The following is a 13,423-nucleotide window of genomic DNA, read 5'->3' on the forward strand; positions in this document are numbered from 1 at the left end:
AACTTTTATGAAAAGACTTTTACTTCGAGATAATATTTGCAAGGCATGTGCCAAAACATGTTTTTTTGCTTATTTATTAAGTATGACTTTTATCAATCTTTTAAATTCAATAGGTGTAAAGCATCCGGAGGTAGTGGATTGCTAATTTTGGTTAGGTGTTTTTGAGTTTATTGCAACAAAAAGCCCCTCACTTCTAAGGGGCTAATTATTCAACTTTTATGAAAAGACTTTTACTTCGAGATAATATTTGCAAGGCATGTGCCAAAGCATGTTTTTGGCTCATTTATTAAATATGACTTTTGTCAATCTTTTAATAATTAAGTTCTAACTAGTTTGAAATTAAGTCATTTGCAGTAATTCGGATAATATTTAGGATTAATGCAAAAAAAAGACCCCTCATTGCTAAGGGATCTTTGTTTAACTTTTATGAAAAACTTTTACTTCAATTTTATATTTACAATTGGTGTGCCAAATACACTAAGTCCTTATTTTTTAACTTTAATTCATGTTATAATTATTAAAGCGGCGCTAAAGCTTAAAATCTATATATACTAAGTAGAGAAGTCTAAGAGATGAAAATTTATCAAACTGTTAGACTATTTTTAATTAGAATTAATCACAACATATTTTTTATATTTGTACGGCAAAATTATAACTATGAAATATCAACGAGTATTACTAAAATTGAGTGGAGAAGCGCTCATGGGTTCAAGAGCATACGGAATAGATCCACAACAAATTGTTTCTTACTCCAAGCAAATAAAGGAAATTGTTGATATGGGTTGTGAGGTAGCGGTTGTGATTGGTGGTGGAAATATCTACCGCGGTATAGCAGGAGCGGCCAACGGAATGGATAGAGTGCAAGGAGACTACATGGGAATGTTGGCAACTATTATTAATGGTATGGCGCTACAACAAGGTCTAGAAGACGTTGGAATGGAGCCAAGATTGCAAACTGCTATTGAAATGGAGCAAATTGCTGAACCATATGTTAGACGTAGAGCTATTCGTCATTTAGAAAAGAAAAGAGTTGTTATCTTTAGTGGAGGTTTAGGAAATCCGTATTTTACAACAGATTCAGCGGCAGTTTTGAGAGCTATTGAAATCGAGGCTGATGTAATTCTAAAGGGAACACGTGTAGATGGTATTTATACGGCGGATCCAGAAAAAGATAGTAGCGCAGAAAAATTCTCGAACATTACTTTTAAAGATGTTTATCAAAAAGGATTGAAAGTAATGGATATGACGGCCTTTACTTTAAGTGAAGAAAATGAATTACCAATTATTGTATTTGATATGAATACAGAAGGTAATCTTAAGAAAATTATTTCGGGAGAAGATATTGGAACTTTAGTTAGTAAATAAATATTAAAAAAATATAAAATGGATATCGATAATATTGTAAAGGAAACGGAAACCGGGATGCAAGATGCAATTGCTCACCTTCAAAAAGCGTTTAACAACATTAGAGCAGGTAGAGCAAATCCAGCGATGGTTTCTATGGTGATGGTCGATTACTACGGAAACCCAACGCCGCTTAGTCAGGTGGCTAACGTGAGTGCTCCAGATGCGATGACTTTGAGTATTCAGCCTTGGGAAAGCGCAATGATTCAGCCTATCGAGAAAGCTATTATGGAGGCAAATCTTGGATTTAACCCTTCTAATAACGGAAATTCGGTTCTTATCAATGTTCCGCCATTAACAGAGGAAAGAAGAAGAGATTTGGTAAAGTTGGCAAAGTCTGAAGTTGAAAATGCTAAGATTAGTATTAGAACTTGGAGAAAAGACGCTAACCACGAAATCAAAAATTCAGATTTATCAGAAGATTTAAAAGCAAATCTTGAAAATGAAGTTCAAGCACTTACAGATAAATTTGTGAAATCAGCAGACGACCACTTTACGGCTAAGGAAGCTGACATTATGAAAGTTTAAATTTTTCAATACTATAATAAATCGTCCATTACTAGCGATGAGTAGCATTCTATCTTCGGTGAATGTGAACTATTGAAAGTAATGGACATTTTAATTTTAACCATAACCTAGATCTCTTTCCATTGAAAAATTCATTCCCATTATTTTTTCTGCTTTTCGCTAGTTATATTTTTGGTCAACAAACTTTTCTAATTAAAGATAAAGCTTCCGATCAAGCATTGGAACAGGTTAAGATTTATAATCAAAATCGAGAGGTTCTTTCCATTAGTAATGAGGATGGAGTATTTATGTTGAACGATAAGCAAGAGCTTATTTATGTTGAACATCCGGGATTTCCTTCACAGAGTTTTCAACTTCCCGTAGAGCAAAACATAATTTATCTAGATTCAGACTTAGTCAACTTAAGAGACATTCAGGTTGTTGCGAATGACGATAAATCATTGAAGTTGATTAAGAAAGTCATTGAAAATCAAAAGAGAAATAATCCTAAGTCCTTAGGAAATTTCAAGTATAAATCCTACACCAAGCTTTGGGCCGATGGACAGGGAGATTCGATTGCTTATATTCCTAACCCAAAAACATCTCAAGACTCTGCTCAAAATCAAGCTAAAAAACTATTAGAAAATAGTATGCTGTTCCTTAGCGAAAGAGCTATTAGTCATTATTATGACAAGAGAATGGGAATCAAAAATAAGGTAGAAGCCGCAAGGATTTCAGGTTTAAATACGCCTTTGTATGAACTAATTGCGCTACAACCTATTTCAACAGAGTTTAATGAAGATGAATTTAATTTTTTCTTCAGAAAGTTTACAAACCCCTTGTCTTTAGCTGGTTTGAAGGCTTATAACTATATTATAACAGATAGTATACAACAAGAAGGTAGAAACTTAGTTGAGGTTAGTTTTAACACTAAGAAAAAAGAGAAAAAATCCTTACAAGGTTATGCTTTGATAGATTTAGAATCTTTTGCCTTATCTAAGTTTTATGCTGAGAATAAAACCAAAGCTGGTTCTTATACTTATATCGAAATGATATATGAACCTTACAAAAATGTTTGGATTCCTTCAAGACAAGTGTTTAAAATTGATGCTGATAATCTAAGCTATTATGTGAAGAAGGATTCAATTAATGAGAAAGGAGAAAAGGTTGAATACAATTTAAATAAAACAGCTAGATCTTGGTTGAACTCACATACTACATTTTCGGATTTTGAGGCTCCAGTCGAATTAGATTCCAAAGTTTTTAAAGGATATGAAAGTGAAGTGAATAAAAAAGCTTTCACAGAGTTTAATGAAAAGATTGATTCTTTTAGAGAAAGCACATTAAATGAAAGAGAACTTAATACCTATGTTAAAATAGATAGTATTGGTAAAGCTCAGAATGTAGATCGAAATATTCAATTGCTTAGAGTTATTACTCAACAAGCTTGGTTAAACTTCGGAAACTTCGATGTGTATTTATTGGATTTATTGCAATTTAATGATTACGAGGATTATAGAGTAGGGTTGAACTTAAGGACAAGTCATAAATTTAGTCAAAAGTTTGGCTTAAACGCAAGAACATTTTACGGAACCACAGATAAAGTTGTGAAGTACGGATTAGGAGCATGGCTAAAGGTTAATCCTAATAATGATGCTGAGGTGTATGTGGATTACTCCGACGATATTGCATCTGCAGCTAGGTTTTCCCACCCAAATTTAAATTTACTAAACGCCATAAACGAAAGAACCGAAAAATCTTCTGATTATTTATTTATTGATAAAATAAATGCACAAGTAGGTTATCGTCAAGACTTTTTCAGAAACCTTAAACTCGATTTGAGTCTTAATATGGCAAAGGAGAGAAGTCTTTTCGAATATACTTATAAAGATAATTCAGAGGATAAAACTTATAAAAGTAATACACTTCGTGCTGCTTTCAGATTTGCTCCGAGAGAAGAAAGCATTCAGACGCCAATGGGTAAGTTCGCGATAAAAGGTGGGCTTCCGACTTATTATTTAAAGGTGGAAAAAGGATTAAATTTATTAGATGGAGAAACAGACTTTACGAGGTTAGAATTCTCAACCAATCAAAAATTAGATATTTTTAAGACATCTACTTTGGTAAACTTGAGAATGGGTAAGGTTTTTGGGGAGGTACCTATTTGGCATTATTTCGGTGGATTGGGTCGCGGCAGGGACAAAGAGCAATTTTGGCAACGTGCCCGAATGGGAGGTAGTCAGATTTTTGAAACCATGGCGCAAGGCGAATTCATCTCAGACCAATATGTTTTTGGTAGCATCAAACAACGTGTGTTGAATTTAAAATTAGTAAAAGATAAAAATATTCCGATTCATATGCTTTATAAGGCAGGTTATGGTAGCTTAGATAAAAAAGAAAATCATACCGGTTTAATCTATAATGAAATGGATCAGGTGTATCAAGAAGTTGGTCTTGAAATCAATAACTTGGTGATGAAAGTGTTTGGACTTGGACTATATTACCGTCTAGGTGCTTACAACACAGGAGAATTTAAAAATGACTTTAGCGTCAAGGCAGTATTTAATTTTGGTATTTAAGGATTATGTGGAAAAAGATAGCATCTCTCATTTTAAGGAATAGACTTACGATTTTAATCTCTTTGGTGGTTATAATCTTAGGTTTAGTTGGAATTACCCTGCAAAAGGGAGTGAGATTTACTACATCAAATGCGCAATTATTGCCGTCTAGTGATCAGACAATGATTGATTTCACTGATTTCCAAAACACCTTTGGAAGTGAGGACAATGTAATCGTAATTGGATATGATGATCAAAAAATGGCCAATCCGGTCTATCTCAAGAAATGGCAGCAGCTTACTAAGTCTATCACAGACTTACCAGGGATAGATGGGATTTTCTCGATGACAGAGGCGCAGAAAATGACGCGCGATACGCTGAATGGTGGTTTCAAAACAGAGAACCTAATCCCAGAAGAGCACTTGGATAGTTGGATTGATATGCGAACGGATATCAATAATTTCCCTTTCTACGAATCCATGCTATACAATAAGAATAGCGATGCTATGCAGGCGGTGATTTATATGAATCCTGCAATTGTAGATTCTAAACAGCGAATTCAGGATGTTTTAGAGATAAATAAAATGGTCAATCAATTCACAAAAGAAACAGGAATTAGCCTGTATCTTTCTGGAATGCCCGTGATTAGAACCATGAACTCGGAGCAAGTAAAAGGAGAGACTATTAGTTTTATTTTTGCTTCACTAGGAGTAACGTGTTTGATTTTCTTCCTGTTTTTTAGATCATTTAGAGCTACAGCTGTTGCCGTTTCTGTAGTGGTTTCGGCGGTAGTTTTATGCTTTGCGATGTTGAGTTTATTTGGTTATGAAATTACTTTATTGACCGCGCTAGTACCGCCTTTATTGATTGTAATTGGAATTCCAAATTGTATTTACTTAATTAATAAATATCAAGGTGAATATGCTATCCATAAGAATAAAATCAAAGCTTTGCAGCGAATGATTATGCACGTGGGTAATACCGCGATGTTGACCAATCTTACTACGGCCTTTGGATTCTTTACCTTTATATTTACTCAAAGCTCAACATTACAAGAATTTGGTACGATTGCTTCCCTCAATATTGTGGGTATTTTCGTGTTTTCACTTTTAATTATTCCTACGGCTTATAGTTATTTCCCAGAACCTAAGAAAAGACATTTAAAGCATCACGAGGAAAATTGGACCAGTAGTTTGCTGAAGTGGATGGAAAACGTGGTTTTAAATCACAGACCATGGGTTTATCGTACGACAGCAGTGGTGTTGTTAGCAGCAATTATCGGAATGTTCCAAATGACTCGAAGTGGAAACTTGTTGGATGATATGTCCAAAAATGCCAAGTTCTATCGAGATATTGCCTTCTTTGATGAAGAATTCGGAGGAGTTTTACCTTTAGAAATTGTAATCGATACCAAACAACCGAACGGCGTTACATCATTGAATACGCTAACTAGAATGGATCGGTTGAATCAATATATAGATTCTCTTGGGAGATCTTCTAAAACTTTATCCATTACAGAATTAATTAAATTCTCTAAACAAGCTTATTATAGCAATGATTCGGCGTTTTATAATCTGCCTACCAATCAGGAAAGAGCATTTATTTTAAATGAAATAAAGAAAACGCAAGGAGATGCTAACTTGGTGAATAACTATGTTGATTCTACGGGTAGAAAGGCTAGAATGACCACCTTGCTGAGCAATATGGACAGTAAGGATATGGAAGTCTTAATCGACAATGTAAAAGCAGCACTTGTTGATTACTTTCCAGAAGAACGCTATAACACCTATGTATCGGGGATGGCTTATGTCTTTATGAAAGGAACCGAATATTTAATTAAAAACTTATTGGTTTCGCTATCCTTGGCTATTCTTATGATTGCCATTTTTATGGCCTTTATGTTCCGTTCGCCACAAATGATATTAATTTCTTTGATTCCAAACTTAATTCCATTATTGGCAACAGCAGGATTAATGGGTTACATAGGTGTGCCAATTAAACCATCTACGATTTTGGTGTTTAGTATTGCATTTGGTATTGCTGTGGATGATACTATTCACTTTTTAGCGAAGTATAGACAAGACTTGCATCTGTACAAAGGAAATATTAAAAAATCTGTGAAACTTTCTATAGAAGAGGTTGGGAATAGTATGTTATACACATCTATTGTGTTATTTTCTGGGTTTGCGATTTTCTTATTCTCTGGTTTTATGGGGATTGTAGCTTTAGGGGGATTAATTTCATTTACCTTATTGATGGCGATGTTGAGTAACTTACTAGTTCTGCCATCTTTACTACTTACCTATGAGAGATTAACAACGAAAGACTTTACCGATCCAGATGTAGATTATTTTGATGAAAGTGATGAAGATGATGATATTGAAGAGATTAAGTTAGAAGCCTAATCTCTTCAAGTTCAACTTAATTTTTTAATCTTTCTTCCTACCCGTGAAGTGTTCCATGGTTTTATAAATACCTAAGACATCACCTGCAAACCAATCAAATAGTTTGATAGGCATAAGACCTTGTCCTATTCGTGTTAAGCGATAAATATAACCAGGAATAGTTACCATTTTTTTGTTTCTTTCAATGGCTTTAACGATTGTTAGGGAGGCCGCCTCTTCATCTAAAATTGGAATCTTGGAGCGAACGCCGTCAAACATTCCTGTGTTAATGTAATAGGGCATAATTGTCGTTACATGAATGTTTTTCTTCAACTGTTCCATTTCTAATCTTAAACTATCAGACCAGCCGATTAAAGACCATTTGCTCGCGGCATATACCGACATTTTTGGGTTAGAAACCAAACCTCCAGAAGAAGCGATATTACAAATATGACCAGCATTTTGTTTCATCATATCTTCTAAGAAGACATGAGTCATATGCATGGGAGCAGAAGCGTTAATATCCATGGTTCTGTCGATATCGCCTAAGCTATGTTCATGGAAGTATTTGCCTACAATTATTCCGGCGTTATTAATTAAAACGTCTACAACACCAATTTCCTGTTTAACTTTTTGTGCAGTTTCTTTAATTTGCTCAATATTAGAAACATCGACTTTGTATCCAAAAATATTGGGATTAGAAAGTTCGGATAAGGTAGCGTCAATATTTTCTTGACTAATATCCCAAATAATTACTTTGGCTTTTCGTTCTAACATCAAGCGCGACATGATTTTACCGATACCAGAACCTCCTCCGGTAATTAAAACAACTTTGTCTTGTAGGTTTCTCATAAATAGTTATTTAGAATTTTAATTAAATATCGTTTTTATTGTCTGTTTTGTTTAATAAACAAAGTTGGATCAACATATCCTTGAGTATCACTAGAATATCCACCCCCTAAAGGTAAGCCAACTTCATCTCTAATTTCCAAATGAAGATGAGCATAATATATGCCATTAACATTACCAATTGTAGCAATTTGTTCGCCTTTTTCTATATAATCACCCTCGTTTACAAGCATGGTATCACAATGTGCATATAAAGATTCAACTTCAGTGTTTTCATCGATATGATGAACGATTCTGATGACATTTCCCCAGCCGCCGCCTACGTCTTCAGCAAAAGTCACATAACCATTCGCGATATTGTAAATTGGATCACCTAAATCTGTATTTCCTCCACCAACACCATTCCAGTCATCTCCTAAATGGTTGTTTTCTGTGAATTTCTGAGCATTATAATAACCTTTAGCATCTGGTTTTCCTACAGGGAAATCAAATCCATCAGTGTAGATGATGTCTTTTTTTGTTTCTTCTTGAGCTTGGTTTTCATTTTGGCTGCATGCTATCATAGACATTAACATGCTGAAAATTAGAACGGTTTTTTTCATATAAGATTACATTTATTAATTATTGGATTTATTTAAGTTTAAAATCCGCTGCTATAAAGTTTTGAAGTTTATCGCAGCGGAGTAATTTGTTTTAAGGTTTAATTTTAAACCTTATTAAGATTTTTATTTTTTAATGATTTTGAAGCTTTGCTGATCGCCATACTCGTTAATTAATTTTATGATGTAAGCACCAGATTTAAGTTTTGAAATGTCAATTTGAATGTTTTTTCCTTCTGCATTTCTGGTTAATACTTTTTGACCTATTAAATTATAAACCTCAATAGATTTTAAGTTAGATTCAGACTTAATATGCAATAAATCCTTCGTTGGAACTGGGTATGCCGAATAAGAATTAATGGCGTAATCTTTCACTCTTAATGTTCCAATATTTAAAGTAAAATCAACGGCTTGACCATATCCTGCAAAAACTCCATAATCTAGTATTGACATTGAAATTGCACAAGGATCAACCACGGCAACCGAGTCGGTATCTGTATAAACTTTTGTGATTCTAATTCTAGTTTGGCCTGGTACAGCATCCGTAGGAACACTTATTTCCATACTTACACTGGTATCATCATTACCTGTTGAGTTACTAATGGTTCCGATTTCATAAATCTCATTTTCATCATCTAATACCCCATTTTGATTCCAATCGATGAAAGCAACTATATTATTGTCAAAATTGCCATAAGTATTTCCTTCGACAGAAAGCGTGTAAGTTTCTCCTGGCGTAACATCTGCTACTGTATCTGTGTGATCTACTAAAATTGAATCCGTGTTTAAGTTGGTAATAGTTGTTGTACCAAAATTAATAACACTAATCTCTTCAACTGTAGTGTCTGCGATATCGCAATAGGGTGCTGGAAATTCTGGAGTATCAACTTCAAGGTTTAAAGTAAAATCAACAGCTTGACCATATCCTGCAAAAACTCCATAATCTAAAATTGACATTGAAATTGCACAAGGATCAACCACAGCAACCGAGTCGGTATCCGTATAAACTTTTGTGATTCTAATTCTAGTTTGGCCTGGTACAACATCGGTAGGAACACTTATTTCCATACTTACACTGGTATCATCATTACCTGATGAATTGCTAATAGTTCCGATTTCATAAATCTCATTTTCGTCATCTAAGACACCATTTTGATTCCAATCAATGAAAGCAACTATATTATTGTCAAAATTGCCATAAGTATTTCCTTCAACAGATAGTGTGTAAGTTTCACCTGGCGTAACATCCGCTATTGTATCTGTGTGATCTACTAAAATTGAATCAGTGTTTAAGATGGTAATAGTTGTTGTACCAAAATTAATAACACTAATCTCTTCAACTGAAGTGTCTTCAATATCGCAATAAGGAGCTGGGAAGTTTTGAGCTTGCAACGTAAAACTTGCAAGCAAAAGAAGTAAACCTATCTTTTTCATAATCGATGAGTGTTAATTAATTAGCAAGATATGAAAATTATTGTTAAAATTATAGGTTATCTATCATAAACATAAGTCTATAATTCATATTCTTTAATAATGACTAAACTATTTTGGATAGAAAACTAAGTTGCCGTTAAAATCTTTCTTGTATTTCCCTAAAACATTACCATACTTATCCTTTTTTACAATGTCGCCGTTGTAATCTTTGGAAAGCGTATACTGAACATTTCCATAGGTATCTTTGACTACCTCGTTACCATTATAATCGGTAGATTGAATGGTCTTTCTATTTCCGTATTTATCTTTGGTAACCTTGTTTCCGTTGTAGTCGGTGGATTCTATTTCAATCACGTTTCCATATTTATCTTTCCAGACAAAATCGCCGTTATAATTGGTAGATCCCTTGGCAATTACATTTCCATATCGATCCTTTGCAACAGTATTTCCATTGTAGTCTTTAGAATAAGTTACTTCTTGGGCCTGAGCATATGTCCCCAAAAATAACAGGGATAAAATAAGAATAAGCGTTTTCATATAAATAGATTTTAAATGATTAGATGAGTGTTGTCTTAGACTTTAAAGTTAATAAATAAATATAAAACTTTAACTATCAATGTTCTAAAAGACTTAAAATTAAATAGCCTTAAAGTTTAACTGAAACGACTTTCCTGAGTTTCTTTAGATAAAATTTAGTTCTAAAAGGATAAGTTAACCCTCTTGAGTAGTCTTTCTTTTTATTCCAAGATTAAAAACCAACTTTTTATCCATTACCAAAGCTTTCCAATCAATAGCAAACATCGCAAGGAAAAATAAAATGCTTATTACGATGCTCATCAGAGATTTTAATGAAAATGAATCTTGAATGATGGTTTGAATACTTTCTTCGGCGAATGAACCCATATGAACTGCCAGCGCATTGGTAACAAGTCTACCAATAAAGAATGCTGGCAAAATGTAAAGAGGGTTAAGTTTAGATGCGCCAGCGCCTAAAAACAAAGGTGTTGTGGGCAATGGAAGAAGAGAATAGGTGAGAACCATTAATTGGCCTTTCCATTTGCTCTCTTTCATTTTTGCACCCAATAATTGAAAATCTTCACTTTTCTTAGGATCTAGATATTTACTGGCTAATCGTGACGATAACAACATCAAGGTGTATCTTCCTCCAACCGATCCTAAAACTCCAATTATTACGACCAACCAAATATTTAAATCGAAAATGATTTGGAGTAAGGTCATTATTGTATAGGCAGGTGGAAATGGAAATGGTACTACATCAAATAAAAAAGCACCCAGAAATACTAGAATATATTGCCACCACATAGGGAGAAAGAATTAAGCTGCAAAAGTAAGCTTTAAATTTGCAAGTCGTAAAAGATTCAAGGATTTAAGGTTTCATTTCCATATTGTTTCGGCTCCACTCGCTCCATGAACCTACATAAAGTTTTGGAATCTCTAATCCAGCATAGGCCATAGCTAAAATAGAATGACAGGCCGTAACTCCCGATCCACAATGGAAAACAGCATCTTTGCTTTTAGTTTTTTCTAATGCATTTAAATATTTCCGTTTTAAAGCTTCAGGCTCCAAGAATAACCCATTTTCATCTAAATTAGTTTCGTATGGAATGTTTATAGCTCCAGGAATATGACCTGCAATCAAGTCAATTGGCTCACTTTCTCCACGATATCTTTCTGGGCTTCTTACATCAATAACTTTAGAATCTTCTTGTTTTCTAAGTTGATCAACTTCTTCGATTTCAACGGTATTTAATTTCCAATCGCTAACCTCTTGAACTTTTGATTTTTCCAATTGAACAGCTTTATCATCCGTTGGGTAGCCAATTTCTTTAGCCATTTTAAATCCTCCATTCAAGACTTGAACTTTTTTATGCCCAAAAGCTTTAAGCATCCACCAAAACCTAGCGGCTGCATTGGCAGCAGAACTTCGGTCATAAACCACAACATGACTTTCAGGTTGAATCCCTAACTCAGAAACTAATTGAACAAATTTTTCAATCTTGGGCAACGGATGTCTTCCTCCTTTTGAAGCGTCATCTTTAATGTCAGAAAGCTGCGTATTTAAATCAACAAACTGTGCATTTGAAAGATGTTCTTTTTCGTAATCATCTCTATTACTTGCGTCAATAATGATTAAATCTTTGGAATCTTTAATTTTTAAAAGTTCATCCGCATTGATGATGGGAGATAAGTCAGACATGGTTTTTATTTTGAAGTGATTTGTTGAACTAATTTAAGCTATCTAATTTGTAAATAAAAGCTTTTCTAATATTATTGACTTGAATCTAGAATCCTAAATACCAAGATGCGATGGAGAAATAAATTAAAACTCCACAAATATCAGAAATTGAAGTAATTAAAGGTGCGCTAGCAGTAGCTGGATCTAATTTAAATTTAGTAAAAATAAAAGGCAATAGCATTCCTATAACACTGCCTGTCATTACAATTAATACCATTGTGGCAGCTACCACCATCACAATTTCTGGAGCTCTAAAACTTGCCACCAAGGATACTCCCAAAGCCATCGTAACCCCAAGAAGTAATGAAACTAATAATTCTTTGAAAATTAATTTATACCAGTCGGCTAGCTTTACGTCTCCCATAGCCAACGAACGAATCATGAGTGTGGCGGATTGGGCGCCCGCGTTTCCTCCACTATCAATCAAAAGTGGAAGAAAGAACACCAAAGAAACGGTCGCTTGCAAAACATCTTCGAAAGAGGCGATGGCAGTTCCAGAGAAAATATTCATGAAAACCAACGCCAATAACCATAAAATTCTTTGTTTATATAAATTAAAAATTCTTGCATTTAGAGGGTTAGAAACTGCTGATTGAAAAGCACCAAACTTGTGGAAATCCTCTGTAGATTCTTCCTCTTCAATGTCCATAATATCATCGAAGGTGGTAATACCAATCAGTCTACCACTTTCATCGATTACGGGTAGTGCAACTCTATCATAATCCTTGAAAATCTTAACAGCAATTTCTTGATCTTCTTTTGGGTTTAAGGCGATAAAACCCCTTTCCATGATTTCGCCAATGGTCTGTTCAGGTGAGGCGAGGAGGAGAGATTTAATTCTAACATCACCAATCAATTTCCAATCCTGGTCTACAGCATAAATTACATTGAGCGTTTCAGAATCTTTACCATTTTTACGAATATATAACAAGGTATCGGCAATGCTATCTTCCGCTTTCATGGCGATATATTCCGGAGTCATCAATCGTCCGATACTATCTTTAGGATAGCCTAGAAGTTTAACGGCTATTTCTCTTTCTTCCTCGGTTAAAAGCTGAAGAAGACTTTCGGTTACATCCTTTGGAAGCTCTTCAAAAAATGCAGTACGATCGTCTGGTTCAATATCATTGATGAGGTTCGAAAGTTTTAAGTCATTTTCAAGTAGACCTTTGATTACCTCTTTTTTCTTACTCGTAGATAAATGCTTGAAAACCTCTTTAGATAAACGCCTGTCCAAAAGACGGTACATGATTATTTCTTCCGTTGGAGACATTTCCTCAATAATCTTGGCTAATTGAACATTGTTCATTTGGTTCAGAGAAACCTTTAATGTTCTAAAATCCTTTTTCTTAATGAGTTCGCGAAAGTTGTTTTTATTTACCTCCATGATGCTAAATTATATATCCATGTCTAAGATATAAATTAAAAGCA

The 13,423-nt window shown here is 34.3% G+C and carries 11 protein-coding genes; 4 read left to right on the plus strand and 7 right to left on the minus strand.

Translation table 11 applies throughout. The annotated features are described in order from the left end of the window. The first annotated feature begins 657 nt into the window (after positions 1-657). The 4 genes from pyrH to NLM59_RS08805 all read left to right on the plus strand — a co-directional run bounded on the left by pyrH (position 658) and on the right by NLM59_RS08805 (position 6,874). Positions 658-1,365, plus strand: a complete 708-nt coding sequence (gene pyrH / locus NLM59_RS08790) for a UMP kinase (RefSeq protein ID WP_304417404.1) — start codon at positions 658-660, stop codon at positions 1,363-1,365. An 18-nt stretch (positions 1,366-1,383) separates the two neighbouring features. After that, positions 1,384-1,932, plus strand: a complete 549-nt coding sequence (gene frr / locus NLM59_RS08795; protein WP_304417405.1) for a ribosome recycling factor — start codon at positions 1,384-1,386, stop codon at positions 1,930-1,932. A gap of 122 nt (positions 1,933-2,054) precedes the next feature. Then, positions 2,055-4,490, plus strand: a complete 2,436-nt coding sequence (locus NLM59_RS08800; protein WP_304417406.1) for a DUF5686 family protein — start codon at positions 2,055-2,057, stop codon at positions 4,488-4,490. Between the two features lie 5 nt (positions 4,491-4,495). Continuing rightward, complete coding sequence (locus NLM59_RS08805) at positions 4,496-6,874, plus strand: efflux RND transporter permease subunit (RefSeq protein WP_304417407.1); 2,379 nt, start codon at positions 4,496-4,498, stop codon at positions 6,872-6,874. Positions 6,875-6,898: 24 nt separating this feature from the next. Here the strand turns inward: NLM59_RS08805 and NLM59_RS08810 are convergent, their stop codons facing one another. From NLM59_RS08810 to mgtE, 7 genes are all read right to left on the minus strand, one after another. After that, positions 6,899-7,705 (minus strand): SDR family oxidoreductase, encoded by an 807-nt coding sequence (locus NLM59_RS08810; protein ID WP_304417408.1) that lies wholly within the window; start codon positions 7,703-7,705, stop codon positions 6,899-6,901. 35 nt (positions 7,706-7,740) lie between these two features. Further along, positions 7,741-8,304 carry a M23 family metallopeptidase gene (locus NLM59_RS08815; protein ID WP_304417409.1) on the minus strand — a complete coding sequence of 188 codons (564 nt, stop codon included), beginning with the start codon at positions 8,302-8,304 and terminating at the stop codon, positions 7,741-7,743. A gap of 123 nt (positions 8,305-8,427) precedes the next feature. Beyond that, positions 8,428-9,735 carry a GEVED domain-containing protein gene (locus tag NLM59_RS08820; RefSeq protein ID WP_304417410.1) on the minus strand — a complete coding sequence of 436 codons (1,308 nt, stop codon included), beginning with the start codon at positions 9,733-9,735 and terminating at the stop codon, positions 8,428-8,430. Positions 9,736-9,843: 108 nt separating this feature from the next. Continuing rightward, positions 9,844-10,272, minus strand: coding sequence for a hypothetical protein (locus tag NLM59_RS08825; RefSeq protein WP_304417411.1), 429 nt, complete (start codon positions 10,270-10,272; stop codon positions 9,844-9,846). 174 nt (positions 10,273-10,446) lie between these two features. Next, entirely contained in the window at positions 10,447-11,058 is a 612-nt protein-coding gene (locus tag NLM59_RS08830; RefSeq protein WP_304417412.1) for a hypothetical protein, read from the minus strand. A gap of 64 nt (positions 11,059-11,122) precedes the next feature. Further along, positions 11,123-11,953, minus strand: a complete 831-nt coding sequence (locus NLM59_RS08835; RefSeq protein ID WP_304417413.1) for a sulfurtransferase — start codon at positions 11,951-11,953, stop codon at positions 11,123-11,125. 85 nt (positions 11,954-12,038) lie between these two features. Further along, positions 12,039-13,379: a magnesium transporter gene (mgtE, locus tag NLM59_RS08840; protein ID WP_304417414.1), complete on the minus strand. Its 1,341-nt coding sequence runs from the start codon at positions 13,377-13,379 to the stop codon at positions 12,039-12,041. Between the last annotated feature and the right edge of the window lie 44 nt (positions 13,380-13,423).

This window comes from Profundicola chukchiensis, assembly GCF_029664245.1.
Lineage (GTDB): Bacteria > Bacteroidota > Bacteroidia > Flavobacteriales > Weeksellaceae > Profundicola > Profundicola chukchiensis.